This window comes from Shimia sp., assembly GCF_022448905.1.
In the GTDB taxonomy this organism is placed as follows: Bacteria; Pseudomonadota; Alphaproteobacteria; order Rhodobacterales; family Rhodobacteraceae; genus Shimia.
Window position 1 is genome coordinate 178,800 of the sequence record NZ_JAKVCW010000001.1, and the last position, 24,847, is coordinate 203,646.

The following is a 24,847-nucleotide window of genomic DNA, read 5'->3' on the forward strand; positions in this document are numbered from 1 at the left end:
TCATGCTGCGCGGGGATTGATTGCATGAAAAGTTCGTATACGAATTATAAAGAGGAAATTCGGATACGAACCAATCATGGCAAAACCACCCAAAATATTCCTGCTGATGAACCGCGCCCATGCGGCCATCACCCGTGCGTCGGAACGAAAGACGCAGGCGCTTGCGGATTTGTCGATGCCGCAGCACGGCGTGCTGGTGCTGCTGTCCAAGCAGGATGGTCAAACCGTCACGCAGCTCGCAAAATCCTTGTCGATGCGTAAATCCAGCCTGAGCGGATTGATTGACCGCATGGTGGAGCGTGGCTTTGTACGGCGTGCGCGTCAAGACGCAGACGGGCGCGTGGTGAGAATTTACCTGGAACCGGCTGCAGAAAGCTTAGTGCAACGTACGGTGCCCTTTGTGCAGCACGTAAATGGGCTTTTGTTGACGCCATTTGATGCAGCGGAGCAGGAGGTCATTGGCCGGTTTCTGACCCATTTGGCGGAGAACGCCGAAGATGTGATTGATCAAGCAGAATGGCGCGAGGGACCAGAGTGATGTTGGACCAAGGTGAAGTGATTGTTGAAGATATCAAATTTCGCGCAGAGGATGGCTGGGAGCTGGCGGGTACGGTCTATCGTGGAGCCGCGCCACAAATTGCCGTTCTGATCTCCGCCGGCACAGGCTTTCCAAGGCGGTTTTATCGCCACGTAGCGGCCTATTTGGCGGAACGCGGCGCGGTGGTCCTGACCTATGATTTTAGAGGTATCGGCGAGTCCGGGGCAGAAAACCTCGCAGTCAGTGGGATCGATTATCCGGACTGGGGACGGCTGGATATGACTGCGGCACTGGACCATCTACAGAGCCTCGTGCCGGAACTTCCGGTGACAACATTGGGCCACAGCATTGGTGGACAGTTTGTCGGCTTTATGCAGAACCATCACAAGGCAATGCGCCACGCCTTTGTCGCGGTGGGCAGCGGGCATTGGGGCGTGCATAAGCTGCGCAACATTCCGTTGGAGCTATTTTTTTGGTGGGGCTACGGAGCCTATTGCCTTGCGTGGCATGGGTATATTCCGGCGGGCGGCCTGTGGGGCGGAGAAGCCCTGCCGCCGAATGTGTTCCGCACCTGGCGGCGGTGGAGTGCGCGGCGTGGCTATCTGCTTCCGGACCTGGCCGACGGGCGCTATCCGCATCACTTTGACGATCCGTGCAGCCCTATCAGTGCTTGGGTGTTGAGTGATGATCCGATTGCCACCGAAACCGCCTGTGGCGACACGCTGAGCCACTATAGCCAAGCCGAGAAGCACTTGGTGGTGCGGACACCAGAGCAATTGGGCACCAAGAAGGTGGGGCATGACGGCGCGTTTCGCAAAGGGCGGGAAGCGCTTTGGGCGGAACTGTGGGACTGGCTGGCGGAAGGGCAACTGCCGAACGAGGCAGTATCTCAGTAAGTGTCTTCAGCACAACAAAAAAAGCCGGCTCCCGAAGGAACCGGCCTTTGAATTTGCATCAGAGCAGGATCAGACCTTCAGGTTTGGAATGATCTGTTTTTTGCGGCTCACGACGCCTGGCAGCACAACGCTGTCGCCGGACGCTTCCACGTCGAAGGACTTGGCGGCAACGCCCTTCACCAGATCGTTTGGCACCAGCAGGGTCGACTCTTCGTTGAGGATGTCGACAACAAAGAGCAGCACCTGATCCACGCCGTCCTCGGACGCTACGGTGGTCATGGTCTCCATCAGGGATGCCTTGCGGTCCAGTACGGTGGCGGGGCTGGTGGTTTCCAGCACGGACACGCGAAACTTGGTGCCGTCGACTTCGTATTCCTTGGAGTCCATGCGCAGCAGCTCTGCGTCGGAGAAGGAAGACACGTCGGATTTTGCGGCAAACATTTCAGCCGCATAGGATGGAATGTCGATGCCCAGATCGGCGGCCAGTTTCTCGGCCACGGCTTTGTCGTGGTCGGTGGTGGTTGGGCTGCGGAACTCCAGCGTGTCAGACAGGATGCAAGTCAGCATGGTGCCTTTGATCCAGTCTGGCATCTCGATGTCGCCGATCAGGTCGTGCATGATGGTCGCGGTGCAGGCCACCGGACGGATGGTGATGTCGATTGGGCCTTTGGTTTCCAGACCGCCCACCAGCTTGTGGTGGTCGATAATCGCCTGCACGTCAGCGCCGTTGATGTTGGCAGGCAGCTCGGCCGGGTTGTTGGTGTCCACGATCACAACCGCTGCGTCGTCCGCCACGTCTTCGATGATCGCTGGCTTTGGCAGGTCCCAGCGGTTCAACAGCCATGCGGCTTCGGTGTTGGGTTCGCCCAACAGTTTTGCTTCGGCCGGGGTGCCTTTCACTTCGTTCAGATACCAGGCCCAGATGATTGGGGAGCCGGTGGAATCAGTGTCAGGGGATTTGTGGCCAAAAACTTGAGTGGTCATGTCGCGACGTCCTTAGAAACAAAGAAAAACGGTGAAGTTGCGCGCCTTATAGAAGGGCGCGTTGCGTTTGTCACCAGCGGCTTTGACCCTGCGACTTCGCGGCGCGGCGGGGTGTTGATTTAGGGCGCTTTCAGAGGCATGCGGGTGAGGGTAAAGCCAGCGTTTTGCAGCAGATTGAGCACGCCTTGGTCCCCCGGCAAGTGCATGGCGCCCACGGCCACGAGAGACGGGGTTTCCGCCAGTTCTTTGGTCAATACTTCGGCCCAGGCCGTGTTGCGGGCGATGATCAGGTCATCTTCGGCCTGTTTCAGCAGGGCTGCGAGGCGGGCTTTGTCTTCGTCCTCGCCCGCGTTTTTGAAGGTTTCTGCGGTGTTGAACTCCCAGATAAGCTGAATGGTTTCATCCAGATACATGGCAATCACCGAGCCAATCAGATCAGGCGCGGCTAGGTCCGTGTTGAGAGACAGGCTCCAGCGCAGGTCGTCCATCTGTTTCTCAAGCGGATCGGAGGCCAGCATGGTGAGCAGGCCGTCAATGCTGTCGAGCGATGCGGCAGGCAGGTTGTTGGTTTGCGCCATGGCCGCGATTTGTTGGTCGAGGCCTTTTTTGCCTGATTTTACAACATCAAAGGCACAGGGTGGCAGCATGAGGGTCATGCCGAGGAACCAGGGTTGGTAGCGGGCCGCGAGGAAGGGCGGCATGCCGCGTTCTTCCAACTGCACCACCACGCGGTCCCAGAGATCTGGACCGAGGCGGTCAATCAAGGATGGGCCGGATTGGATCAGATAGCTGTCGGGATTTTCTGTCAGGTGACGCTGAAAACGGAGTTGGTCCTCGTCAGTGAGTTCGAGAAAAACCATTTCAGGCGGTGGGGATAGCTCTTCCAAGCGCGCGACCATGGCGGCGTGTTCCGGCAAGTGAACATGGAAGGTGCCGATCAAATGGCTGACCACGCCGTCTTTCTCTGCGCGCCAGAGCAGGCCCTCAGAAAAGGGGACTTCTGCGGCATTGGCTTCCAGCGCTTGGCGTTCGCTTTCGGGCAAGGATGGGTAAACGTTTGGCCCCGCGCAATTGGCCGCAGCGATGCTGGAAAAGCTGATTAGAAACAATAGGGTGGTCAGGAAACGCATCGGGGCCTCGCAGGTGACATTTGCGCCAAGGTAGCAGGGCAATTGGAAGGCTCAAGGGCGAATGCCTAAGGCGTAGCAAATGATGTGGGCAACGCACCGGTTTGGCGTTACCAAAGGGCATGGGCAAGATGGCAGAAACCGATCTTTATGCGCCGGTGAAGGCGTGGCTTGAGGCGCGGGGCTTTGAGGTGAAAGCCGAAGTTGGCGCGGCGGATGTGGTGGCGGTGAAAGCCGGCGAAGAGCCTGTCATCATTGAGTTAAAGACCTCTTTCTCCCTCGTGTTGCTGCAACAGGCGGTGGCGCGTCAGGCGGTGACGGACGCGGTTTATGTGGCTGTGCCGCGTTGGAAAGGGCGCGCGGGGTGGAAGGCGTTTTCCGGCAATATCGGCCTGTGCAAACGGCTGAGGCTTGGGGTGCTGTCAGTGCGACCCAAAGATGGCGCGGTGGAGGTGCATTGCGACCCGGTGCCATTTCAGCCGCGCAAGTCGAAGGTGCGTAAGGCGCGGCTTTTGAAAGCTTTTTCCCGTCTTGAAGGCGATCCGAACACTGGCGGGATGCGCGGGGAGAAGGTCACGGTGTACCGGCAGGACGCCGAGAAATGTGCGGTATTTCTCAATGAAAATGGCGCGTCCAGAGGGCGCGACGTGGCGCAGGGAACCGGCGTGGAAAAGGCCACGACGATGATGCGCGACAACCACTATGGCTGGTTTGAGAAGGTCGACAAAGGCGTCTACATGCTGAACGAGGCCGGGGTGACGGCCTTGGCGCAGGGTGGGGATTAACCGAGTCGTTTCGGGACAAAAACCACGTCGGTATTTTGTCGGTATCACGACTGTTTTGCGGAGGTGCGTTTTTGGGCGTAGAGAGGCGGCTTTGAGTGTTCATGCACCGCGCGGTGTTGCGCATATTGGCGCAACGGGTGTAGGCGGATTGGGACCACTTTGAAGGACAGCCCATGACCACCACACTCATCGTTTTGGCCCACCCCAGCCGACTGTCTTTTACCGGTGCCTGGGCGGAGGCCTCGGCAGCCGCTTGCGCAGCGGCGGGGCATGAGGTGCTGTGGAGTGATCTTTCCGCGCATCAGTTTGAGGCCGTCGAAGGGCCGCGCCATTTTGGGCAGCCTGAGGCCGGGTCGTTTGATCCGCTCAAAGCGCATGAGGCGGCGGTGGCCGCGGGCAGGGTGCCGGTGGATATGGTGGCAGAGGCGGAAAAGATCCGGCAGGCCGATCAGATCATCTTTCACTTCCCGCTGTGGTGGTTTGCGCCGCCCGCCGTTTTGAAAGGCTGGTTTGACCGCGCGCTGGTGCATGGTGATTTGCACACGGTGGAGGAGCGGTTTGACAGGGGGCGCTGTCGCGGCAAGCGGGCGCTGTTTTGTGTGACCACCGGAGCAAGCGCGGCTGAGTGTGGACCGGGGGGCAAAGAGGGGGATGTGCGCCTGCTGTTGTGGCCGTCGGCCTATACGCTGCGGTATCTGGGGTTTGACGTTTATGAGCCTGAGGTCGTGCATGGTGTGCACGGGTATTTTGAGGGTGCTGAGGAAGCGGCATTGCAGGCGCGGCTGGCGGGCGTGCTGGATGGGCAGGCGGGACTTGTGGCAGGCTTGGACGAGCGGGCGCTGATGCGGTTTAACGCGGATAGTGATTTTGATGAGACCGGGCGGTTGAAAGCCGGGGCAGAGCGTTTTTCGGCGTTTATTTGAGCGGCAGTGAGATGCCCCCCGGGCCACCTCACTGCGCTAGGTTAGTTGCGGGAAGGGAAGATGCCGACTTCTGCAACGCAGTAGAGAATGCCTTCAGGCGCATACTTCATCAGATCAGGCATGCCGAAAGTGGTGCGGCCGTCGCCGCCGTGGATGGTGCCGTACAGGCTGAACAGCGCCTGGTTCTCGACAATGGGGTAGAGGTCTCCATTGGCTTTCACAAAGCCGCGTGGGCAGAAGGTGCCGCCAAACATCATGATTTCGCCGATGAAGTCTTCGGTGCCTGCGGAAGCGGGACCGGCGGACCCGAGTGTTGCAGCGATTGTGGCGGCGAGAGCGAGGTGTTTGAACATGATGGGCCTTTGAACTGGTTTGAATGTGCAGAGCTTAGCGTGAGGGAACGGAGTTGTGGAAATTGTTTGGTGTGAAAGTAGGGGTACCCCGGGGGGGGAGACGGTGGAGCGTTTACTAAAGGTCAATGGCCAGTATTGAGCCAAGCCGAATTTGTTGACAGGCGCCTCTCAACAAAATAGGCAGGTCTCCTGCGAAATCCTTCGCCGGGGCAAAGTCAGGTCTTTGCCGTATGTGGCGAAAGGACTAAGACATGGCACGTCGGCGCGAGTTCCAAGGGGTATGCAATAGCTTCCTTGGCTTTTTTGTAAGCAGAAATAAAGATTTGGATGGGTATTGGGCCTTGGGTCAATACCAATATTCAGTACGTAAGTCGGCGTCCCGCAGCTTGTGGTTTGATTTTTGTGCACCCTTTGACATCAGCGATACGTCGCGTTTTGCACGAGCGCAACGGGCCTATCAGCTTGTGTTTAAGAGTCAGTTGGTGGCGCGCAAAACGCCGGCGGATTGGTGCGCGCGAGGCGGTGTTGCGGTCACCTCTGTGTCGGTGCGAGAGCTTTTGTGTGTGGTGCGCGTGACAGATGATTTGGGGCGGACTTACCGGATGGCATCCCGGGAGTTTGTTCTGCCGCATGATCCGTACAACGAGTTGCGCCGCTGCGCCTCCGGGCGCAACGACTGGTGGCCGCATAGGGATGCCGCCTTGGATGAGCACCGAGATCCGCCGGGCTACCGGCCAAGTGCACCACAGGGTGGTGCAAACGGATATATGAGGTTGCGTGGATGGAGCAGCTTGACGGGGCTGGTTAGAAAGTAGGGCAGCGCCAGGCCGCGGGTGGGGGTAAAGCCCCCGCCCATGGGGGCGGTCGGGGGCTGCCCGGCGGAGCCGGGCGGTGTAATTGCGGATTGTTGTGGACAGCCGTTTTCGATGTGGGCTTAGTCTTCCGGCATGGCGTTCAGCATCCTCACACTCGACACAGGCAATCTCTCGTTGGAATTTGCAGAAAGCGATATTCCGCGATTGCAGGCAGAAATTCAGAACTCTTTTGGCGACCTGATTTCAATGCCGCACATCATGCACGATGACGTGACCTTCGGTGGGCTGAAGTTCCTGTTCTACAACGAATGGGATGATCCTTGCCTGATTTCCCAATGCCACGAGGGCGCGGCGGTTCTAAAACAGTTGGCGGACAAGCTCAGGAGCTGAGGCCGCGCGGTCGATAGGCGTGCTGTTGTTTGTAAAGAAAAGAGCCGCCCGGAGGCGACCCTTTAAACTTGTCTGGCGGAGGCTTTCGTGACCTTGGCACGGAGGCCAAGGCACTGTCGCATCACAATCCCTGACGGGAGTTGTGATTACATCATGCCGCCCATGCCGCCCATGCCGCCCATGTCAGGCATTGCAGGCGCACCGCCGTCTTTGGCTGGCTTGTCAGCAACCATCGCTTCGGTGGTGATCAGCAGGCCTGCAACAGAGGCTGCGTCTTCCAGAGCGGTGCGGGTTACTTTGGCTGGGTCGATCACACCGAAGGAGAACATGTCGCCATATTCTTCGGTTTGAGCGTTGAAGCCGAAGGAAGTGTCAGCAGATTCACGGATCTTGCCCGCAACAACTGCACCGTCGACACCGGCGTTCTCAGCGATCTGACGCAGAGGCGCTTCGATGGCTTTCTTCACGATGGTGATACCGGCGTTCTGGTCAGCGTTTGCGCCTTCCAGACCTTCCAGAGCTTTACCAGCCTGAACCAGAGCAACACCACCACCGACGATCACGCCTTCCTGTACGGCCGCGCGGGTCGCGTTCAGGGCGTCATCAACGCGGTCTTTGCGCTCTTTCACTTCCACTTCGGTCATGCCGCCAACGCGGATCACAGCAACACCGCCTGCCAGTTTGGCAACGCGCTCTTGCAGCTTCTCACGGTCGTAGTCGGAAGAGGTTTCTTCGATCTGAGTGCGGATCTGAGCCACACGTGCTTCGATTTCGGCTTTCTCGCCTGCACCGTCAACGATGGTGGTTTCGTCTTTGGTGATCTCGATTTTCTTGGCGGTGCCGAGCATGTCCATGGTGACGTTCTCGAGCTTCATGCCCAGATCTTCAGAGATAACCTGACCACCGGTCAGGATCGCGATGTCCTGCAGCATGGCTTTGCGGCGATCGCCGAAGCCAGGTGCCTTAACAGCAGCAATTTTCAGGCCGCCGCGCAGTTTGTTCACAACCAGAGTTGCCAGCGCTTCGCCTTCAACATCTTCAGCGATGATCAGCAGAGGCTTCTGGGACTGGATCACCTGCTCGAGCAGTGGAACCATGGACTGCAGGGAAGACAGTTTCTTCTCGTGCAGCAGCACCATGCAGTCGTCCAGATCAGCGATCATTTTGTCTGCGTTGGTCACGAAGTAAGGGGAGAGGTAGCCGCGGTCGAACTGCATGCCCTCAACAACATCGGTCTCGGTTTCCAGACCTTTGTTTTCCTCAACGGTGATCACGCCCTCGTTGCCAACCTTCTGCATCGCGTCTGCGATCTGCTGGCCGATGTCGGCTTCGCCGTTGGCGGAGATGGTGCCAACCTGTGCAACTTCGTCGGAGTCTTTTACTTCGCGGGACGAGGCTACGATGCCTTCAACAACTTTGGCAGTTGCCAGGTCGATGCCGCGCTTCAGGTCCATTGGGTTCAGGCCAGCTGCAACCTGCTTCAGGCCTTCTTTAACAATCGCCTGCGCCAGAACGGTCGCGGTGGTGGTGCCGTCGCCGGCTTCGTCGTTGGTGCGGGAAGCAACTTCCTTCACCATCTGTGCGCCCATGTTCTCGAACTTGTCTTCCAGCTCGATCTCTTTGGCCACGGACACACCGTCTTTGGTGATGCGTGGTGCGCCGAAGGATTTCTCCAGAACAACGTTACGGCCTTTTGGGCCCAGGGTCACTTTCACCGCGTCTGCGAGAACGTTTACGCCGCGCAGCATTGCGTTGCGGGCATCGGTGTCAAATTTGACGTCTTTTGCCATCTTATTGGCTCCTAAATTCGTAAATGTCGGTCAGACGATTAGGCAAGAATGCCCATGATGTCGGATTCTTTCATGATCAGCAGCTCTTCACCGTCCACGGTGATCTCGGTGCCGGACCATTTGCCGAACAGGACTTTGTCGCCTGCTTTGACGTCGAGCTCGACGCGCTTGCCAGCGTCGTCACGCAGGCCTGCGCCTACGGATACTACTTCGCCTTCGGCTGGTTTTTCTTTGGCGCTGTCTGGAATGATCAGACCGCCAGCAGTCTTCTCGTCGCTTTCAACGCGGCGTACGAGCACGCGGTCATGCAAAGGTGTAAAAGCCATGACTAGGTTTCCCTAACTAGAGTTGTCTCCCTGACTCCCTCAGCGGAGCCGTTATCACTCCCTGTCGGCGAGTGCTAACGGCGAAAGAGTTAGGGAGAGTGCGAAGGGGAGTCAACGGCGTTGCGCGAGATTTTTTGTGAAGAAGTGGCCTCTTCTAAGTGGTGGCGCGCAATATGGGACGGTTCGAAAGACTGTGCGCGGAAAACACGACATGTCGTCGTGCCGCATTGGCAACACCAAATGTTAACGCCTTTGTCGCAGTTTGTGGTCTGTGCGCACCGAAACAGGGCTGGGGTTTTGAGTGCGTAACCGGCGTAGGGGTACGCCAAGGCTTTGAGGTGAGTGGATGAAAGACGGCTTCGAAAAAGGTGTCGGGGATAACGTATATGCGCGACTGGCGAGCGAATACTGTGCCGACAGCATTGTGATAACGGACCCAAGTGGGTGCACAGAATGGGTCAATGAGGCCTTCACCCGCACAACCGGGTACACGCTGAAAGATGCAAAGGGCGAGTTGCCCTGCCAGTTGTTGAAAGGGACAGAGACCTGTCGGGCGACCATGCAGGAGATTCAGCAGGCCCGGAAGGATCGCCAACAGTTTCGCACTGAGATTCTTCAGTACACCAAAGACGGTCGTCCCTTTTGGTTTGAGTTGCGCATAAACCCTGTCTTTGACGCGGATGGGCGGCACACACATTTTGTTGAGACCGAACGAGATATCACGGAACGCAAAGAGCTTGAGATCAGTAGCGCCGCGGTCATCAACGCGGAGGTGCAGCGTGAGGTTGAACGCAAACTGGTCGCACAGACCAGTGAGTGGCTTTACTCAGCGAAGTCGCTGCCCGAGCTGCTGCGGGTTGTGGAAGCCTCTATGCGTCAGATTTTCCCTGAGGCAGATGGTGAGTTGTACGTATACTCCAATTCGCGCGACACCTTGGATTTGATCGCACATTGGGGACACGCAAAACCAGAACACCTACACATCGCGCCAGACAGCTGCTGGGGCTTGCGCCGTGGCAGGCCCTATGTCTACGGCTCCGCGGACATTCAGTTTGCCTGTGATCACAACCAAAACGATGAACATCCGAGCTTTTGTTTGCCGATTATGGCGCATGGCGAAACCATCGGTCTGTTGCATTTGTGCTTTCGAAACATGCGTATTGCCGATGTCGACAAGATTGAACTGGAGGGGTTTCTAACTGGCAGACGTGATTTGGCGCTGGTCTGCGCTGAACAGATCAGTTTGTCTGTTGCCAATGTGCAGTTGCGCCAGGAACTGCAAGATCAATCCACGCGAGATCCGCTCACCTCGCTTTGGAACCGTCGATGGTTTCTTGAAGCGGCTCTGCGTGAGTTCAATCGCGCACGTCGTGACAATGCATCGGTCTCCATTATTTCATTGGATGTCGACCATTTCAAAAAGTTCAACGATCATCATGGGCATGATGCGGGAGACATTGTGCTCCGGGAAGTGGGCGAAGTCATGAAGCGCACTTTTCCGGACGATTGCTATCCGTGTCGCATTGGCGGGGAAGAGTTTGTCGTTCTTTGTCCCGGGCACTCAACAGACGCAGCCGCCGACCTAGCGGAAGAGTTCCGTGCCGCGATCTCTGAACATCGCGTGCCATATGGTCGTGAAATATTGCCGCGCATCACGATTTCGGGGGGCATTGCCACGTTCCCGGATGCGGGCAGCGAAGTGATCACCCTACTGCGGGCTGCGGATGAATGTTTGTATTTGGCCAAGGAACAGGGCCGAAATCAGATTGTTCTCCCCGAATCCATTGCAGATAGTCTTGAAAAGGCGAAGGAAGGGGCGGCCAGCAAACGGGCAAGTAAATCCAAGTAGAGCCAGAGGTGCGTGCACATCCATAGGACAGCCGGATTGTGCTATCAGACTTGCCCGGAACGCATGAAAGGGCGCTGGTTTGACCAGCGCGCCGTGTCGAATGCCTTGTTCACCGGTCACGGGGCGCCGCCGGTGATTTACATTGCGTGCGGGTCAAGTAGTGTTTGCGTGCATTGTGATAAGGGGCGCGACATGCAGATCACCGCTAATGGCATTCAGATTGAGGTGCAGACCTATGGGTCTGAGGATGGCGTGCCGTTGGTGCTCATTCGCGGGCTGGGGTCGCAACTGATCCATTGGCCTGTGGAGTTTTTCGAAGGGCTTGCAAGGGCGGGCTTTCGGGTGGTGCTGTTTGACAACCGCGATGTCGGCTTGTCGCAGCGCTGTGCGAAAGCCGGCGTGGCCAGCGATGCGGATGAGATCACGGCGGCGGCTTTAGCCGGGGCACCGACGCCTGCGGCCTACCGGCTAAACGATATGGCGAAGGACGTGGTGGGTGTGATGGATGCGCTGGGCCTTGAGAAGGCGCATGTGTTTGGCATGTCCATGGGCGGCGCGATTACGCAGCTTCTGTGTATGGATCATGCGGAGCGCCTGTTGAGTGGAACCATCGTGATGGCCACCGCGCGGCCGTTTGCGGAGCGGGGCGGGAACGCAGAATGGCTGGCGACCTTGTTGGCGCGGCATGTGGATCGGGAGACCTATATCAAGAGTTGCATTGCCGAGTATATCAATTGGGGCAGCCCGGCCTTTCCGATGACCCAACAAGAGGTCGCGGCGCAGGCGGCGCAGGCTTATGATCGGGCCTTTGATCCCGAAGGCATCAACCGGCAGGTGCTGGCCGTCATAGCATCCACGGATCGGCGGCAAGACCTGACACAGGTGGCGCTGCCGTGTCAGGTCATTCACGGCGAAGAAGATACGTTGATCCCGCCGGAAGCAGGGGCGGAGATTGCGGGATTAATCCCGAACTGTGACCACCATCTGATCGAGGGCATGGGGCATGTGATCACGCCAAAGCAAGCGCCGATGCTGATTGAGATGATGCAGGATTTCATCACCCGCCGGGCGTCCTAAGCGGGCGGGTTGTTGCGCAGCTGAGGGCGGACTATATCCATCCCAGCTTTGATGGAGGTTTTATGGGCCAGAAACTGGATGCCTGATCATGGCGGGTGGCACGATGCCCACCCGGTGCACAACAGAGACAGTGAGACCGGCGCCTTGGCGCAGGGCTGTGCGTTTGTGCCTTTCCCATTTTCTGATACCTTGCGGTGTGGCCAGATGTGGCGCGACCGCTCCATGAGAGACTCTCAACAATGACACGGGACTATTCCCAATTTTTACCAACCAGCGGTGCGGCCAAAGCGGACCCGCCAAAGCGGTCACCGTTGGATATTCTGGGCTGGCAATCGTTTTTTGCCCAGCAAACCGATCTGGACATTCTGGAAGCCACACCGCCGGTGCGGGTGGTGGAAGTGCATCGCAATGGCTTGCGGGTGCGCGGCGATGGCATTGATGCCTTGGTGCCGCCGGGGCCGGAAGCCACGGTGGGCGATTGGCTGCTTTATAATACCGAGCTACCAAGCCACAGCGAAGTGCTGGACCGCAAAAGCCTGTTTAAGCGCCGCGCCGCCGGGCATGACCGCAGCATTCAGATGATTGCCGCCAATGTGGACACGGCCTTTGTGGTCACCAGTTGCAACAACGACTTCAACGTGGCGCGGCTCGAGCGGTTTCTGGCGCTGGCCTTTGAGGCCGATGTGACGCCGGTGATTGTGTTGACCAAAGCGGATCTGTGTGAGGACACCGCGCCGTTTGTCGAGCAGGCGCAGGCGATTTCCGACCGCGTGCCGGTGGTGCTTTTGAATGCCAAAAGCGAGGAACCGGCGGCGAAGCTGGCGGACTGGAGCAAGCCGGGGCAGACGATTGCCTTTCTCGGCACCTCTGGTGTGGGCAAATCCACGCTGGTGAATGCACTGTTTGGCACGGAGCAAGCCGAAACCGGCGCGATCCGCGAGGATGACAGCCGGGGGCGGCACACCACGACCAGCCGGCAGTTGCATTTCACGGACACGGGACTGGCCATTCTGGACACGCCAGGTATGCGGGAGTTGCAACTTGCCGACGCGGGTGACGGCTTGGCGGATCTGTTTGCCGATGTGGTCGAGTTAGCGACGCAGTGCAAGTTCCGTGACTGTGCCCATGAAAGTGAGCCGGGCTGTGCGGTGCGGGCGGCAATTGACGCTGGCACGCTTGATCCGGAGCGGTTGGAGCGCTGGCGCAAGCTGGAAGCGGAAGAGCGGCACAACACCGCTTCGCTGGCGGAAAAGCGGGCCTATGACAAGAACTTCGGCAAGATGATCAAAACCGTGACCAAGGCGCACAAAGGGCGCAAGGGGCGGCGCTAGGCGCCCATCACAGGCTTGTGAACGTTCAGGAACGGCGTGCGGAGTGATCTGCGCGCCGTTTTGCTGCGTAACCCTTTGCAAACCAGCCTGACAAGCGACGGGAGGCGCAAGGCGGATGCACATGCGATTGCCACTTCGGGAACGTGTATTGATGGCGCTTTTGAGCGGCGCGGTGATGCTGGGCTGGGCGGCAGACGCCTCCGCCAATTCCGCGACCCCAGCGCCGGAGGTGCGCAGCCTTCTGGGGCAGCCACAGGAACTTGGCACGGGACAGTTCCGGTGGCTGGGCTTCAAGGTCTATGACGCGCAGATGTTTGCACCGCAAGGACAGGGGTTTGACCGCAACGGGTCTTATGCGTTGGAGATTGAGTACGCCCGCAAGATCAAGCGTAAGATCCTGCTCAAAGCCAGCATGGATGAAATGGCGCGGATTGAAGGCAAGAAATCCGACCATGGGCAAATCCAGCAGAAATTGACCTCTTGCTACCGTGATATTCAGCCGGGTGACCGGATTGTGGCCTCGCCCAATGGCGGCAATGCGTTGAAGTTCTGGGTCAATGGTAAGAGCACCTGCACGTTGCGGCACAATGGTATTCGGGATCGCTACATGGCGATCTGGTTAAGCGACAAGGCGCGGGATCGCGGCTTTGCGCAACAAGTTTTGGCCAGTCAAAAATAGCGCAGCTTTCCGGCTCCCCCAAACCCCCGCACTGTGGTTCGCTTTCCATGGTGCCCGGAAAATGGGTGCTGTTTCCCTGATTGGCCTTCCGTCCCCGCCTTAGAGTTTGGTCCTTCTGTGGCGGGGCAAGCGTGTGACCCGGCTTGCTTGCTCCGCCGGGTCACACGTGTCACCTAGGGCCTCATGAAATTGTTTCTTCTGACCGCTGTGACGATGACGGCTTTTGCCGCGAACTCTGTGCTCAACCGCGCTGCTGTGAGTGGCGCCGGCATGGAGGCGGTGGATTTTGGCGTGGTGCGTCTTGTCAGCGGGGCGCTGGCCTTGGCGGTGCTGGTGGCTGGGCAAAAGCGTGGCTTTGCGCTGGGCGGCGTGGGGCGCGGTGTCGCTGTGGCGGGGTTGCTGGCCTATATCTTTGGCTTTTCTCTGGCGTATCGCGGTCTGGATGCCGGTTTGGGCGCTTTGGTGCTGTTTGGCGTGGTGCAGATCACCATGTTTGGCGGCGCGGTGGTGACGCGTGAAGCGGTGCCAATGACACGCTGGTTGGGCGCAGGTTTGGCGCTGGGCGGGTTGGTCTGGCTTTTGGCGCCGACCGGTGGCCCCGCGATTTCGGCGGCGCATGTGGCGATGATGGCGGGCGCGGGGCTTGGCTGGGGCATCTATTCGCTGCAAGGGCGCAAAGAGGTGGACGCGACGCAGGCCACGGCGATGAATTTCATTTTGGCGGCCCCGGTGGCTTTGGCGCTGGGCGCTGTTCTGGGCATGGATATGGAAATGCCTGCGGCGGGCGTGGTGCTGGCCGTGGTGGCTGGCGTGGTGACCTCGGGGCTGGGCTATGCGCTCTGGTATGCGATTTTGCCAGGCTTGGGCGCAAGTCGCGCGGCGGTGGCGCAATTGTCGGTGCCGGTGATCGCTATGGCCGGCGGTATGGCGTTTTTGAACGAGCCACTGACATTGCGCTTTGTGGGCGCGGCGGTGCTGGTGATTGGCGGTGTGCTGGTGTCGATGCGTAAGGCATGAGGCATTCTGCCGGGGCGCGCAGCGGCTCGGCCTGCGCCTGCCTGCCCCCTTGGCAGGCGCATTCGCGCCCACCCAGGCAGGCACTGGCCTACGTTTCAGAACTTCAACAACGGTTCCAGCGCGTCGTAGTGCACGCCATCACCCCAAGCCACATCCGGGAGGCTGAGCGGGCGGTAGGAGATCTGGTCCATTTCTGCGCGAGAAAAGAAGCGGCGTTTGGAGACGATGTTTTCCGGGTCCTGCCAGCTTTCGTCGAGTGAACCACCTGTAATGGTGCAGCGGAAGAACAAGTCTACTTGATGAAAATCGCTCTCCGCATCGTGGAACTCGTTGATCAGGCAGGGCGCGCCAACGGAGACCGAGAGACCACATTCCTCATGCACTTCGCGGATCAGATTGTCGGCCAGGCTGCTGTGTTTTTCGACACCGCCGCCGGGCGCACACCAGAGTGCGCCTTTGTGATCGGGGTAGGCGTTGACCAGCAAGAGGCGGTCCTCGTGCAGGATCACGGCGCGGGCGGCGAGGCGCAATGGGTGCGACTTTGGTGGGCGAAGGGTTGCCATTGGGGCGCTTTCCGTAAGGTTTTTGCTTTTGTAGGCCCCGCTTAGGGCCTATCTCAAGTCTATGGTTCGATTTTTGAAAATGGCGGCGGTGCTGGCTTTGGGGCTGGGCACGCAGAGTTTGGCAGAGCAGAAAACGGCGGAGGCAGAGGCCGCGCCGCAGGAATGTGTGATCCTGCTGCACGGATTGGCCCGTTCTGAGAGCTCCTTTGTTCTGATGGAGCTGGCGCTGGAGCGCTATGGCTACAAAGTGGTGCGGCTGGGCTATCCCTCCACCGAGAAAGAAATCGAAGCGCTGGCGGATATGACCTTGCCCAAGGCGGTGGCGCAATGTGGTTGGAAGAAAGTGCATTTTGTCACCCACTCGATGGGCGGTATTCTGACCCGCGTGTGGTTTGAAAACCACCGTCCGCCGGAGCTTGGCCGCGTGGTGATGTTGGGGCCGCCCAACAAGGGCTCTGAACTGGTGGATGAGTTCAGCTATCTAGAACCGTTTGTCTGGCTCAATGGCCCGGCGGGGATGCAGCTTGGCACGGATGGGCTGCCCGCCAACCTGCCGCCGGTGGATTTTGAGCTGGGTGTGATTGCCGGTGACAAGTCGCTCAACCCCTATTACAGCAGCCTGATTGCCGGGCCGGATGACGGCAAGGTTTCGGTGGAGAGCACCGAGGTGGAGGGCATGGCGGACCACATTGTGCTGCCGGTGACCCATACGTTTATGATGAACAATCCGATGGTGATTGTGCAGGTGCGCGAGTTTTTGGAAAACGGTGCCTTTGACCATGATCTGGAGTGGGGCGATGCGGATGCCACCCTGCGGGAATTGCAGCGGATTGTGGATGTGGATGGCGATCCGGAAGCCGAGAAAGAAGACGATCTTTGGGACCGGATCTGGAGTGAAATTGTCGGGCCGAGCGCTTCGGGTCAAAGCGGAGCGGAGAACCAATGACGGACCTGCTGCTGCACGGCGCAGAGGTGCTGCGCCCGGAGGGGTTTGTACAAGAGCCGCTTGGGATTGTGTCTGGCACGATCGGGGAGGCGGAGGGCGCGCGGCAAGTGGATCTGCGCGGGTATCAGATTTTGCCGGGCATCGTTGATTTGCATGGCGACGGGTTTGAGCGGCATTTGGCGCCGCGCCGTGGCGCGATGAAAAACCTTGGCGATGGGTTGGTGTCGGTGGATGCCGAACTGGCGGCCAATGGGATCACCACAGCGGTGTTGGCGCAATTCTGGAGCTGGGAAGGTGGGATGCGCTCGCCAGATTTTGCGCGGCGGTTTTTGGAGGCATTGTCGGCCACAGAAGGGCTGCGCACGGAGATGTTGGTGCAGCTGCGGTTTGAGAGCCATCTGTTGGAAGACTACACCGCGTTTGAGGCGGCGGTGACGGAGTTCGACGTGCCTTATGTGGTGTTCAACGATCACCTGCCGCATGCGGCCTTGGCCAAGCGAAAGAAACCGCCGCGCTTGACTGGGCAAGCGCTCAAAAGTGGGCGCAGTCCGGAGGCCCATCTGGCGCTGTTGCAGGCGTTGCATGCGGTGACGGAGTCGGTGCCGGAAGTCGTGGCGCGGCTGGCGGCGCGGTTAGCGGAGACAGGCGTGAAGCTGGGCAGTCATGATGACGACAGTGCTGCGACGCGGGAGACTTGGCGCGGATGTGGACTGTCGATCAGCGAGTTTCCAGAGACCATGGAGGCGGCGGAGGCGGCCAAAGAAGCAGGTGATCCGGTGGTGATGGGGGCGCCCAATGTGGTGCGTGGCGGCAGCCATTCCGGCAAAGTCTCGGCGGCGGAGATGGTTGCGGCGGGCCTGGTGGATGGCTTGGCGTCTGACTACCACTATCCCGCGCCCCGACAGGCGGTGCTGCGGCTGGTGGAGGATGGTGTCTGTGAGTTTGCCGAGGCTTGGGCCTTGGTGTCGGCCAAGCCTGCAGAGGTGTTGGGACTGAAAGATCGCGGCACGTTGGAAGCCGGCAAACGCGCGGATCTGGTGATTGTGGACGCGGAGAGTGGCCGGATTGGGGCCACGTTGGTGGGCGGACAGGTGAGCTTTATGGCCGGCGAAGTGGCCGCGCGGTTTATGGGATAGAGGGGCTTTGCCCCGTCACCGCGGGGCGGTGACTCCCCAGGATACTTTTTTGAATGAGAAGGTGCAGACCCGTGCAATATTTTGAGTTTGGGGATTTGCAGGCGGTTCCGCGGGAGGTTTTGGTGGCGCAGATGGCGGATGCGCGGGTGGCGGAGCATTTGCCGCTTTTGGATGGCGTGTTTGACGTGGAAGGCTTTTTGAAGGCCAAGGCGCAGCGCTGGGCGCAGGATGGGCTGGGCCATTGGGCGATTTGGCAAGGGGATGTCTTTCGCGGCTGGGGCGGCTTTGAGAAAGAGGGGGACGTCTGGGACTTTGGGCTGGTTCTTGTGCCTGCGGCCTTTGGGCAAGGATTGGCGATCACGCGGCAAGCGCTTGAATTTGCGCGGGGGGATGCACGAATTGAAACGGTGCAGTTTTTGTTGGCCCCAACCCGACGGTCGGTGAAAGCTTTGGCGCGGATGGGCGCAAAGGAGGAGGGGGAGGTCCGCTATGGCGGGCAGACCTTCCGCCGGTTTTTGCTGGATGTAACCAGTTAGTCGCCGCGTTTGATGCGGTTGACGTGGCCCATTTTGCGGCCCGCTTTGGTTTCCGCTTTGCCATAGAGATGTACGGCGGTGTCGCGCTCTTGCAGCAGCGCGGGCAGTTGGTCCATGTCGTCACCAATCAGGTTTTCCATGACCACATCGCTATGCCGTTGGCCATCGCCCAGCGGCAGGCCGGTGACAGCGCGGATGTGTTGCTCAAACTGATCCACCGCGCAGCCGTTTTGGGTCCAGTGGCCGGAGTTGTGCACCCGCGGGGCGACTTCGTTCACGATGAGGCCGTCTTTGGTAACAAAAAGCTCCACGCCCATGACGCCGACATACTCCAGTTTGTTCAGGATGTTGGCGGCGAGCAGGACGGCGTCCATGCGTTGACCGGCCGACAAGCGGGCAGGCACAGTCGTGGTGGCAAGGATGCCGTCTTTGTGCACGTTTTCACCGGGATCAAAACAGGCAACCTGACCGTCCAGACCGCGCGCGGCAATCACGCTGACCTCGTGGGAGAAGTCGACAAAGCCTTCCAGAAGGGCAGGCGCGCCAGCCATATCAGCCAGCGCGGTGTCTGCATCGTCTGCGGTTTTGAGGCGGGCTTGGCCCTTGCCGTCATAGCCAAAGCGGCGGGTTTTTAAAATCGACGGCGCGCCGATCTCGGCAACGGCTTTGGTCATGTCGTCGGCGTCGGTGACGTCTGCAAATGGCGCGGTTTTCAGGCCGAGCTCCTGCAGAAAGGTTTTTTCCGTCAGGCGGTCTTGCGACACCCGCAGCGCTTCGCGGTTGGGGCGAATAGGCTTCTGGCTTTCCAGAATGTCCAGTGCGGCGGTGGGGATGTTTTCAAACTCATATGTGATGACATCCACAGAAGCCGCAAAAGCCCGCAGGGCGTCGGCGTCCTCATAAGACGCGGTGGTGACGGCATTGGCCACTTCACCCGCAGGCGGGGTGGTGCCGGGCTCAAAGATGTGGGTTTTGTAGCCCAGACGGGAGGCCGCAACCGACAACATGCGGCCAAGCTGGCCACCGCCAAGGATGCCAATGGTCGATCCGGGAACGAGCGGCTTAGTCATCTTGTGGCTCATCCGGGATCGAGGCGGAGAGGGCGTCGCGCCAGGCGTCGAGACGTTCGGCCAGGTCAGCGTCTTGCAGCGCCAGAATGCCGGCGGCCATCAGGCCCGCATTGGCGGCACCAGCGGCACCAATGGCCATGGTGGCAACTGGGAAGCCCTTGGGCATTTGCACGATGGAATAGAGGCTGTCGACACCGGACAGTGCGCGGGTTTGCACCGGCACGCCCACAACAGGCACGCGGGTTTTGGAGGCCATCATGCCGGGCAGGTGCGCAGCGCCACCAGCGCCTGCGATGATCACCTGTAGGCCACGACCAGCGGCTTCCTTGCCGTAAGACCAGAGGCGATCTGGGGTGCGGTGGGCGGAGACAATCTTCTTTTCGTAAGAAATGCCCAGCTCTTCCAGAATGGTGGCTGCTTCTTTCATCGTGGGCCAGTCAGACTGGCTGCCCATGATGATGCCGACTTGAGGTGTGTCCGTCATATGCGCCTCTGAGATCAGAATTTGGCTCGCGTTATAGACGGTTCAGGAATTTAAGCAATGCGGCGGGTTGGGGTTGCGAAAATGTGGGTGTTTCGAGGTGTGTGGCGCGCGCTGGTGCTCAAAAATTGCACATGCAGCCGGCGGTAAAAACGCAAAAGCACCTTGCCAAATTGCAAGATGCTTTGCGGAAATACGAGGTAAGGCGGGTGCTTAAGCTGCTTGCTTCAGCGTCACGCCCTTGCGCTTGGCGATGAAAGCGGCGCGGCGTGTGCCACGGGCCCATGGCATTTGTGGCGCGTCTTTTTGGGATGCTGCAACTACGGACTTAACGAAGCGGCTCTGGGTTTTCATGTCTGCTCTCCTTGGCATGTCTTGGTCTCTTGTGGACCATTGTTTCCAACTTGAGATCAGTCTCGTGTTGAAATGGGGCAGAGATGCGGCAGGATTGGTCAGATTTGAGGAAAATAGAGAGACAAATCTGCGGTATTCGCAGAAACTATTTATTTACAAACAGATAGAGGCAATCAGGCGACCGTAGTCGGCCTCTTTGGCGTGGGTTGTGCGCCGGTACGAGAAGAATCTGTGCGGGTCAGAATAGGTGCAATGGCGAGTCCATTCGGCTTTGCCAATGTTTGCAGCATGTAAACGATGCAGGCCGTAGGCGGGCAAGTCGAAGAGTTTGCGGTCGCCATCGCCCTCTTTGAAGAATCGGCTGTTGGTTGCGTCTTCGGTGAGGAAGGCATCGAGGAACTCCGGGCCAACTTCGTAGGCCTCTTGGCTGATGCAGGGGCCGATGACGGCGTGGGTGTTGGCGCGAGAGGCGCCGAGGGCTTCCATGGCGTCCAGTGTGGCGTCGAGCACGCCATCAAGCGCGCCGCGCCATCCGGCGTGGGCGGCGCCAATCACACCGGCGTTGGCGTCGGAAAACAGCACCGGCTGGCAATCAGCGGTGAGAATCGACAGGGCCAGACCCGGTGTGGCGGTGACAATCGCGTCGGCGCGCGGGCGTTCGCCTTCGATCGGTGCGGCGATTGTGGCCACATCCGCGGAGTGCACTTGGTGCACGGAGGCAAGGTGGGACAGCTCCACATCCATGGCGCTGGCGACACGCTGACGGTTGATGGTGACAATCTCGGACTGATCGGAGCTGCCGATGCCACAGTTCAATCCGGCAAAGACGCCGGACGAGGCGCCGCCGCGACGGGTGAAGAACCCGTGGCGCACGGGGGCAAGCAAGTCTGAGGTCAGTATCTCAAGCGTCATAGGGTGCATCCTGGTGGAGGGGTGCCGTGTTCCGGGAAGAGCGCGAGCACTTTGAACAGGTTTCCCATTTCCTCGGGGTGCGTCAAGCGGCGATGGGCGGCGATGTGGGATTGCAGGGCGTCGCCCGTGAGGCGGGAGGCCAAGGCCTGGGCGCGGGGGGTGATGCCAAGGGTTTCGAGAAACACGCCTTGCGGCGTGAGCTTGCTGTGGGCGCAGGGGGCGGCCTGGGCAAGAGCCTCAAAATCGACATGCGCGGTGATGTCGGCTTCGCCGGGAGTGGCGAGCGGGTTGGCGTATTCGTGACCTTGCAGGGCCTGTAGGGTGTCGCCTTTTGAGCGCCAGTCGCCGTAGTCGATTAGCAGCGCCGCCCCGCCATGATCACGAATGCGGGCGCCAATTTCATTGGCGACGGAAAAGGCCGGGACGCAGGTTTCGACGATCATGTCTTGTGTCGTGTCCGCAAGGCGGTGTTCGAGCGCTGGCTGCGGTAATTCCGGCCCAAAGGCAAAGCAGAGCTTGCCGTCGCGCATTGCGATCAGGCGCTCATGCCAACCGGTGGGGCCGCGTTGGAATTGGCGGATGGGTAGCGCGTCGAAGAATTCGTTGGCCACAAGAAAGAGCGGCTGCTGTGGCAGGGTGTCCACGGTGTCGTGGTGCGTGAGGTCGGCGGCGATGATCTCGCGTTGTTTGGCGCGCAGGGTGGGCGAGGCTTCGACAAGGTGGATCTGTGCAGCGGCGTGAAAGCCGGGCACCGCGCGGGTGGCGCGCAGGATGTCGGCCATAAGCGTGCCGCGCCCGGGGCCAAGTTCGGCAAGTGTGAAGGGCGCAGGGGCGCCTTGATCGAGCCACGCCTGCGCGAGGGCAAGACCAATGAGCTCGCCAAACATCTGGCTGATCTCTGGCGCGGTGGTGAAATCACCCTCAGCCCCCAGCGGATCACGTGTGGTGTAGTAGCCTAGCGTGGGATGCAGCAGGGCTTCGCTCATGAAGTCGGCCACGGTCATCGGTCCGTGGGCCTCGATGCGCGCCAGCAAGTGTTGGGTCAGATCGCTCATGGCTGGCGTTTGGCGCGCAGGATCAGGTAGGCGCCAAGGGCGATCATTGGCAGAGACAAGAGTTGGCCCATGGTGAAACCGTAGCCGCCAAATTGTAGCGCGAGGCCCAATGGGTTGCCTTCAGAAATGAACTGCGCGTCCGGCTGGCGGAAGAATTCGACAATGAAACGCGCAAGGCCATAGCCCACAAAGAAGGTGCCGGTGATGGTGCCGGGGGCTTTCAATGCGCCACGACGGTAAGCGAGGTAGAGCATGACCACCCCGAGGATCAGGCCTTCCATCAGGGCTTCATACAGCTGTGATGGGTGGCGGGCACAAAGCGCGGCGAGTTGGCCGCAGTCTTGTGCGGCATGGCCGGGGAAGATCACACCCCACGGCAGGTCAGTTGGGAGGCCCCAAAGCTCGGCGTTGATGAAGTTGGCGATGCGGCCCAAGAACAAGCCGATTGGGACGCCAAGTGCCATGGCATCGCCAACTTGTAATTTGATCAGGTCATGTTTCTGACAATAGAGCCAGCCCGCCACGATGACGCCCAACATGCCGCCGTGAAACGACATGCCGCCATCCCAGATGCGGATGATGTCGCCGGGATTGGCGAGGTAGAAGGCGGGTTTGTAAAACAGCACATATCCCAACCGGCCCCCGGCGATCACGCCAAGAATAACCCAGGTGAGCAGGTCTTCGATCTGGCGGGCGGTGATGGGGGCGGTGTCTTTTGGCCACAATGCAGGGCGGTTCACGGTGGCCACCACAATGCGCCAGCCGATCAGGATACCAACGATGTAGGCCAGCGCGTACCAGCGCAGGGCAAATTCCATGCCAAACAGGGAGATGGAGAAGATTTCAGGGGAGATATTAGGGAACTGAATGGGACTGCTCCGTCGCTGTCTGGGCCGCGTGTGGTTGCGCCACAAGTGGCCTTGCCGTTGCGACAAAGTCAACCTTGTGTCTGAGCGGGTTGATGCCCATATAGGCAGTCAGGATCAGATAAGCGGAGAGTGCGATGCAAACCCGGAACAAATTCATGGACGACATGTCTCAGTTGATGACCAACGCCATGGGTGTTGCTCAGGGCGCCAAGGACGAGGCCGACAACGCGATGAAGTCGTTGATGGACCGTTGGCTGGCGGATCGGGATTTTGTCACCCGCGAAGAGTTTGATGCGGTGCGCGCCATGGCGCAGAAAGCCCGCGAAGAGAACGAAGCCCTGAAGGCGCGGATTGAGGCGCTGGAAGGCAAGGCGGGTTAAATCACGCTGATAGGATGACGTGAGAAAGGCTGACCGTTGGGTTGGCCTTTTTTAGTTTTGGGGCGCAGGGATTAGAGCGTCAGGGTGCCGGTGATGCCGGCTTGCACAGCGCCGCCGACCCAGATGTCCGCGCCATCTTGCAGCACATGCACGCGGCCTTTGCGGCCCAGTAGCGTGCCTTGCGCGGCGATGTAGTCACCAGTTGCGATGCCGTCCGCCAGTAGCCACTGGGCAATGCCCGCGTTGAGGCTGCCCGTCACCGGATCTTCAAAGCCACCCGCCGAGAAAGCACGGACCTCGAAATCAAATCCGTGTCCGGCTTCCCCAACTGGCGCGACCAAGCCGATACGCATGCCTTTCAGGGCGGCGTAGTCCGGTTTGGCTTGCAACAGGGTCTGACGGTCTTTGAGCAGGAGCGCGGCCCAGCCAGGGCCATTGTCGACCCAAGCGCCAGCGTCCACTTCTGCGTCCTGTAAACCGAGAGCGGCTGCGATGCGGTTGATCATGTCGGCGTCCAGCGGCCCACTGCGTCGCAAAGGTGGGGCGCAGAAGAACAGCCGGTCGTTGTTGCGGCGGATGTGGATCAACCCCGCGCCGCATTGTTGCACCACGTCTTCGCCCTGAGGTTGGCCGCCTTGGGACAGCCAGACGTGACAGGCGCCCAAAGTCGGGTGGCCGGCAAATGGCAGCTCTTGCAAAGGGGTGAAAATCCGCACGCGGTAGTCGGCCCCGTCGTCGGTGGGATGCAGCAGGAAACAGGTCTCGCTGAGATTGGTCCAATGGGCCAGCTGCGCCATCTGGCTTTGGTCCAGACGCTCGGCATCGGCCACCACAGCGAGCGGGTTGCCGTAACCGGTTTGCTCGGAAAACACATCCACTTGGGCGAAGGGAAAAACGTTGGTCATGACAAAATCATAGGATTGGGGGAGAGGAGAGCAAGTCTCTCCTTGGGCCTGCGACCAAAGGACGAAGACTTGTGCTTAACACAGTTTAATCCACAACTTATTGCGTTATCCACAGATATTTTGCTTTACACACTCAACCTGACGCAGCACCATATCTTGTAAGGGCGGTGAAGTTATCCACAGGTCCTAGAGCAGGCACCAAGCGTTAGGGAGCTGCCACTCCCTCGGCGCGATACAAAAACGAGGTGGCGCCATGGCATTATCTGAGCAGTTTCTCGAAGAAGACTTGCATCCGATCGACATCGTCGAGCACATCGCCGAAGTGCGACACTGGAATTTCGAGCGCATCGCAGATGATCAAATTGCGATGGAGGTGGAAGGCCAGTGGAAGACCTATTCCATAACGCTGGCCTGGTCCGCCTATGACGAAACGCTGAAACTGGTGTGTTCCTATGAAGCAGAGCCGCCAGAGGACAAGCTGCCCGCGCTGTATGAGACGCTCAACGCAGTGAATGACGAGTGCTGGGCCGGGGCTTTTACATACTGGCATAAGCAGCAGCTGATGATTTTCCGCTATGGCCTGGTGCTGAGCGGCGGGCAGATGGCGAGCCCGGAGCAGATCGACACGTTGATCCGTGGCGCGTTGCAGAATGCGGAGCGGTTTTACCCGGCGTTCCAGCTTGTGGTCTGGGGGGACAGAAGTGTGAAAGATGCAATGCAAGTTGCCATTGCAGAGGCCTACGGCCGGGCGTAACACTTG

29 protein-coding genes are annotated in these 24,847 nt (G+C 59.4%); 16 read left to right on the forward strand and 13 right to left on the reverse strand.

Features of this window, described 5'->3' with window-relative positions:
- Positions 1–76: 76 nt before the first annotated feature.
- Together MK208_RS00975 and MK208_RS00980 are read left to right on the forward strand one after the other, a co-directional pair.
- A complete protein-coding gene (locus MK208_RS00975; protein WP_294113006.1) occupies positions 77–538 on the forward strand; it encodes a MarR family transcriptional regulator in 462 nt (153 codons plus the stop codon).
- The gene (locus MK208_RS00980; protein WP_294113007.1) at positions 538–1,434 is read left to right on the forward strand and encodes an alpha/beta hydrolase; all 897 of its coding nucleotides are present in this window, start codon (positions 538–540) and stop codon (positions 1,432–1,434) included. Before MK208_RS00975 ends, MK208_RS00980 begins: the two co-directional genes overlap by 1 nt.
- Before the next feature lie 69 nt (positions 1,435–1,503).
- Here the strand turns inward: MK208_RS00980 and MK208_RS00985 are convergent, their stop codons facing one another.
- Positions 1,504–2,418: a manganese-dependent inorganic pyrophosphatase gene (locus tag MK208_RS00985; RefSeq protein WP_294113008.1), complete on the reverse strand. Its 915-nt coding sequence runs from the start codon at positions 2,416–2,418 to the stop codon at positions 1,504–1,506.
- A 119-nt stretch (positions 2,419–2,537) separates the two neighbouring features.
- A complete protein-coding gene (locus tag MK208_RS00990) occupies positions 2,538–3,548 on the reverse strand; it encodes a TraB/GumN family protein (protein WP_294113010.1) in 1,011 nt (336 codons plus the stop codon).
- 128 nt (positions 3,549–3,676) lie between these two features.
- Between MK208_RS00990 and MK208_RS00995 the strand changes: the two genes are divergently transcribed.
- Positions 3,677–4,330, forward strand: coding sequence for a DUF2161 family putative PD-(D/E)XK-type phosphodiesterase (locus MK208_RS00995; RefSeq protein ID WP_294113254.1), 654 nt, complete (start codon positions 3,677–3,679; stop codon positions 4,328–4,330).
- Between the two features lie 173 nt (positions 4,331–4,503).
- Positions 4,504–5,253, forward strand: coding sequence for an NAD(P)H-dependent oxidoreductase (locus MK208_RS01000; protein WP_294113011.1), 750 nt, complete (start codon positions 4,504–4,506; stop codon positions 5,251–5,253).
- A 41-nt stretch (positions 5,254–5,294) separates the two neighbouring features.
- Here MK208_RS01000 and MK208_RS01005 read toward each other — a convergent pair whose 3' ends face one another.
- Positions 5,295–5,606, reverse strand: a complete 312-nt coding sequence (locus MK208_RS01005) for a tail fiber protein (RefSeq protein WP_294113013.1) — start codon at positions 5,604–5,606, stop codon at positions 5,295–5,297.
- A gap of 251 nt (positions 5,607–5,857) precedes the next feature.
- Between MK208_RS01005 and MK208_RS01010 the strand changes: the two genes are divergently transcribed.
- Positions 5,858–6,421: a hypothetical protein gene (locus MK208_RS01010; RefSeq protein WP_294113015.1), complete on the forward strand. Its 564-nt coding sequence runs from the start codon at positions 5,858–5,860 to the stop codon at positions 6,419–6,421.
- Positions 6,422–6,553: 132 nt separating this feature from the next.
- Positions 6,554–6,811 carry a hypothetical protein gene (locus MK208_RS01015; protein WP_294113020.1) on the forward strand — a complete coding sequence of 86 codons (258 nt, stop codon included), beginning with the start codon at positions 6,554–6,556 and terminating at the stop codon, positions 6,809–6,811.
- Between the two features lie 146 nt (positions 6,812–6,957).
- On the opposite strand, the gene groL is transcribed toward MK208_RS01015, so the two are convergent.
- Both groL and MK208_RS01025 read right to left on the reverse strand, forming a co-directional pair.
- Entirely contained in the window at positions 6,958–8,601 is a 1,644-nt protein-coding gene (groL, locus tag MK208_RS01020; protein WP_294113022.1) for a chaperonin GroEL, read from the reverse strand.
- A 38-nt stretch (positions 8,602–8,639) separates the two neighbouring features.
- Entirely contained in the window at positions 8,640–8,927 is a 288-nt protein-coding gene (locus MK208_RS01025; RefSeq protein WP_294113024.1) for a co-chaperone GroES, read from the reverse strand.
- Positions 8,928–9,273: 346 nt separating this feature from the next.
- On the opposite strand from MK208_RS01025, the gene MK208_RS01030 reads away from it, so the two are divergent.
- The 5 genes from MK208_RS01030 (at position 9,274) to MK208_RS01050 (ending at position 14,880) form a co-directional block, all read left to right on the forward strand.
- Positions 9,274–10,776: a diguanylate cyclase gene (locus tag MK208_RS01030; protein WP_294113028.1), complete on the forward strand. Its 1,503-nt coding sequence runs from the start codon at positions 9,274–9,276 to the stop codon at positions 10,774–10,776.
- A 192-nt stretch (positions 10,777–10,968) separates the two neighbouring features.
- Positions 10,969–11,853 carry an alpha/beta hydrolase gene (locus tag MK208_RS01035; protein ID WP_294113029.1) on the forward strand — a complete coding sequence of 295 codons (885 nt, stop codon included), beginning with the start codon at positions 10,969–10,971 and terminating at the stop codon, positions 11,851–11,853.
- 239 nt (positions 11,854–12,092) lie between these two features.
- Entirely contained in the window at positions 12,093–13,184 is a 1,092-nt protein-coding gene (rsgA, locus tag MK208_RS01040; protein ID WP_294113031.1) for a ribosome small subunit-dependent GTPase A, read from the forward strand.
- 121 nt (positions 13,185–13,305) lie between these two features.
- Positions 13,306–13,863 carry a chalcone isomerase family protein gene (locus MK208_RS01045; protein WP_294113033.1) on the forward strand — a complete coding sequence of 186 codons (558 nt, stop codon included), beginning with the start codon at positions 13,306–13,308 and terminating at the stop codon, positions 13,861–13,863.
- A gap of 183 nt (positions 13,864–14,046) precedes the next feature.
- Complete coding sequence (locus MK208_RS01050; protein WP_294113036.1) at positions 14,047–14,880, forward strand: DMT family transporter; 834 nt, start codon at positions 14,047–14,049, stop codon at positions 14,878–14,880.
- A 95-nt stretch (positions 14,881–14,975) separates the two neighbouring features.
- Here MK208_RS01050 and MK208_RS01055 read toward each other — a convergent pair whose 3' ends face one another.
- Positions 14,976–15,443, reverse strand: coding sequence for an NUDIX hydrolase (locus MK208_RS01055; RefSeq protein WP_294113038.1), 468 nt, complete (start codon positions 15,441–15,443; stop codon positions 14,976–14,978).
- Between the two features lie 61 nt (positions 15,444–15,504).
- Between MK208_RS01055 and MK208_RS01060 the strand changes: the two genes are divergently transcribed.
- The 3 genes from MK208_RS01060 to MK208_RS01070 all read left to right on the forward strand — a co-directional run bounded on the left by MK208_RS01060 (position 15,505) and on the right by MK208_RS01070 (position 18,061).
- Complete coding sequence (locus MK208_RS01060; RefSeq protein ID WP_294113040.1) at positions 15,505–16,389, forward strand: alpha/beta fold hydrolase; 885 nt, start codon at positions 15,505–15,507, stop codon at positions 16,387–16,389.
- The gene (locus tag MK208_RS01065; RefSeq protein ID WP_294113041.1) at positions 16,386–17,525 is read left to right on the forward strand and encodes an alpha-D-ribose 1-methylphosphonate 5-triphosphate diphosphatase; all 1,140 of its coding nucleotides are present in this window, start codon (positions 16,386–16,388) and stop codon (positions 17,523–17,525) included. Before MK208_RS01060 ends, MK208_RS01065 begins: the two co-directional genes overlap by 4 nt.
- A 71-nt stretch (positions 17,526–17,596) precedes the next feature.
- Entirely contained in the window at positions 17,597–18,061 is a 465-nt protein-coding gene (locus tag MK208_RS01070) for a GNAT family protein (protein WP_294113042.1), read from the forward strand.
- On the opposite strand, the gene MK208_RS01075 is transcribed toward MK208_RS01070, so the two are convergent.
- The 6 genes from MK208_RS01075 to lgt all read right to left on the reverse strand — a co-directional run bounded on the left by MK208_RS01075 (position 18,058) and on the right by lgt (position 22,751).
- Entirely contained in the window at positions 18,058–19,131 is a 1,074-nt protein-coding gene (locus MK208_RS01075) for a 5-(carboxyamino)imidazole ribonucleotide synthase (RefSeq protein WP_294113044.1), read from the reverse strand. The genes MK208_RS01070 and MK208_RS01075 overlap by 4 nt on opposite strands.
- Positions 19,124–19,615 carry a 5-(carboxyamino)imidazole ribonucleotide mutase gene (gene purE / locus MK208_RS01080; RefSeq protein WP_294113046.1) on the reverse strand — a complete coding sequence of 164 codons (492 nt, stop codon included), beginning with the start codon at positions 19,613–19,615 and terminating at the stop codon, positions 19,124–19,126. Before purE ends, MK208_RS01075 begins: the two co-directional genes overlap by 8 nt.
- A gap of 210 nt (positions 19,616–19,825) precedes the next feature.
- Positions 19,826–19,966 carry a hypothetical protein gene (locus tag MK208_RS01085; RefSeq protein ID WP_294113047.1) on the reverse strand — a complete coding sequence of 47 codons (141 nt, stop codon included), beginning with the start codon at positions 19,964–19,966 and terminating at the stop codon, positions 19,826–19,828.
- A gap of 153 nt (positions 19,967–20,119) precedes the next feature.
- A complete protein-coding gene (gene pgeF, locus MK208_RS01090) occupies positions 20,120–20,878 on the reverse strand; it encodes a peptidoglycan editing factor PgeF (RefSeq protein WP_294113049.1) in 759 nt (252 codons plus the stop codon).
- Positions 20,875–21,933, reverse strand: a complete 1,059-nt coding sequence (locus tag MK208_RS01095; RefSeq protein WP_294113052.1) for an SAM-dependent methyltransferase — start codon at positions 21,931–21,933, stop codon at positions 20,875–20,877. Before MK208_RS01095 ends, pgeF begins: the two co-directional genes overlap by 4 nt.
- Positions 21,930–22,751: a prolipoprotein diacylglyceryl transferase gene (gene lgt, locus MK208_RS01100; RefSeq protein ID WP_294113054.1), complete on the reverse strand. Its 822-nt coding sequence runs from the start codon at positions 22,749–22,751 to the stop codon at positions 21,930–21,932. The genes MK208_RS01095 and lgt overlap by 4 nt, the downstream gene beginning before the upstream one ends.
- Positions 22,752–22,936: 185 nt before the next feature.
- On the opposite strand from lgt, the gene MK208_RS01105 reads away from it, so the two are divergent.
- Positions 22,937–23,182, forward strand: a complete 246-nt coding sequence (locus tag MK208_RS01105; RefSeq protein ID WP_168591864.1) for an accessory factor UbiK family protein — start codon at positions 22,937–22,939, stop codon at positions 23,180–23,182.
- A gap of 71 nt (positions 23,183–23,253) precedes the next feature.
- Here MK208_RS01105 and MK208_RS01110 read toward each other — a convergent pair whose 3' ends face one another.
- Positions 23,254–24,087, reverse strand: a complete 834-nt coding sequence (locus MK208_RS01110; RefSeq protein WP_294113058.1) for a PhzF family phenazine biosynthesis protein — start codon at positions 24,085–24,087, stop codon at positions 23,254–23,256.
- 253 nt (positions 24,088–24,340) lie between these two features.
- On the opposite strand from MK208_RS01110, the gene MK208_RS01115 reads away from it, so the two are divergent.
- Positions 24,341–24,841, forward strand: a complete 501-nt coding sequence (locus MK208_RS01115; RefSeq protein WP_294113059.1) for a YbjN domain-containing protein — start codon at positions 24,341–24,343, stop codon at positions 24,839–24,841.
- Positions 24,842–24,847 lie beyond the last annotated feature (6 nt).

Coding starts and splice junctions, on each gene's coding strand:
- MK208_RS00975 (WP_294113006.1), top strand. CDS start 77: ATGGCAAAACCACCCAAAATATTCCTGCTGATGAACCGCGCCCATGCG.
- MK208_RS00980 (WP_294113007.1), top strand. CDS start 538: ATGTTGGACCAAGGTGAAGTGATTGTTGAAGATATCAAATTTCGCGCA.
- MK208_RS00985 (WP_294113008.1), bottom strand. CDS start 2,418: ATGACCACTCAAGTTTTTGGCCACAAATCCCCTGACACTGATTCCACC.
- MK208_RS00990 (WP_294113010.1), bottom strand. CDS start 3,548: ATGCGTTTCCTGACCACCCTATTGTTTCTAATCAGCTTTTCCAGCATC.
- MK208_RS00995 (WP_294113254.1), top strand. CDS start 3,677: ATGGCAGAAACCGATCTTTATGCGCCGGTGAAGGCGTGGCTTGAGGCG.
- MK208_RS01000 (WP_294113011.1), top strand. CDS start 4,504: ATGACCACCACACTCATCGTTTTGGCCCACCCCAGCCGACTGTCTTTT.
- MK208_RS01005 (WP_294113013.1), bottom strand. CDS start 5,606: ATGTTCAAACACCTCGCTCTCGCCGCCACAATCGCTGCAACACTCGGG.
- MK208_RS01010 (WP_294113015.1), top strand. CDS start 5,858: ATGGCACGTCGGCGCGAGTTCCAAGGGGTATGCAATAGCTTCCTTGGC.
- MK208_RS01015 (WP_294113020.1), top strand. CDS start 6,554: ATGGCGTTCAGCATCCTCACACTCGACACAGGCAATCTCTCGTTGGAA.
- groL (WP_294113022.1), bottom strand. CDS start 8,601: ATGGCAAAAGACGTCAAATTTGACACCGATGCCCGCAACGCAATGCTG.
- MK208_RS01025 (WP_294113024.1), bottom strand. CDS start 8,927: ATGGCTTTTACACCTTTGCATGACCGCGTGCTCGTACGCCGCGTTGAA.
- MK208_RS01030 (WP_294113028.1), top strand. CDS start 9,274: ATGAAAGACGGCTTCGAAAAAGGTGTCGGGGATAACGTATATGCGCGA.
- MK208_RS01035 (WP_294113029.1), top strand. CDS start 10,969: ATGCAGATCACCGCTAATGGCATTCAGATTGAGGTGCAGACCTATGGG.
- rsgA (WP_294113031.1), top strand. CDS start 12,093: ATGACACGGGACTATTCCCAATTTTTACCAACCAGCGGTGCGGCCAAA.
- MK208_RS01045 (WP_294113033.1), top strand. CDS start 13,306: ATGCGATTGCCACTTCGGGAACGTGTATTGATGGCGCTTTTGAGCGGC.
- MK208_RS01050 (WP_294113036.1), top strand. CDS start 14,047: ATGAAATTGTTTCTTCTGACCGCTGTGACGATGACGGCTTTTGCCGCG.
- MK208_RS01055 (WP_294113038.1), bottom strand. CDS start 15,443: ATGGCAACCCTTCGCCCACCAAAGTCGCACCCATTGCGCCTCGCCGCC.
- MK208_RS01060 (WP_294113040.1), top strand. CDS start 15,505: ATGGTTCGATTTTTGAAAATGGCGGCGGTGCTGGCTTTGGGGCTGGGC.
- MK208_RS01065 (WP_294113041.1), top strand. CDS start 16,386: ATGACGGACCTGCTGCTGCACGGCGCAGAGGTGCTGCGCCCGGAGGGG.
- MK208_RS01075 (WP_294113044.1), bottom strand. CDS start 19,131: ATGACTAAGCCGCTCGTTCCCGGATCGACCATTGGCATCCTTGGCGGT.
- purE (WP_294113046.1), bottom strand. CDS start 19,615: ATGACGGACACACCTCAAGTCGGCATCATCATGGGCAGCCAGTCTGAC.
- MK208_RS01085 (WP_294113047.1), bottom strand. CDS start 19,966: ATGAAAACCCAGAGCCGCTTCGTTAAGTCCGTAGTTGCAGCATCCCAA.
- pgeF (WP_294113049.1), bottom strand. CDS start 20,878: ATGACGCTTGAGATACTGACCTCAGACTTGCTTGCCCCCGTGCGCCAC.
- MK208_RS01095 (WP_294113052.1), bottom strand. CDS start 21,933: ATGAGCGATCTGACCCAACACTTGCTGGCGCGCATCGAGGCCCACGGA.
- lgt (WP_294113054.1), bottom strand. CDS start 22,751: ATGGAATTTGCCCTGCGCTGGTACGCGCTGGCCTACATCGTTGGTATC.
- MK208_RS01105 (WP_168591864.1), top strand. CDS start 22,937: ATGCAAACCCGGAACAAATTCATGGACGACATGTCTCAGTTGATGACC.
- MK208_RS01110 (WP_294113058.1), bottom strand. CDS start 24,087: ATGACCAACGTTTTTCCCTTCGCCCAAGTGGATGTGTTTTCCGAGCAA.
- MK208_RS01115 (WP_294113059.1), top strand. CDS start 24,341: ATGGCATTATCTGAGCAGTTTCTCGAAGAAGACTTGCATCCGATCGAC.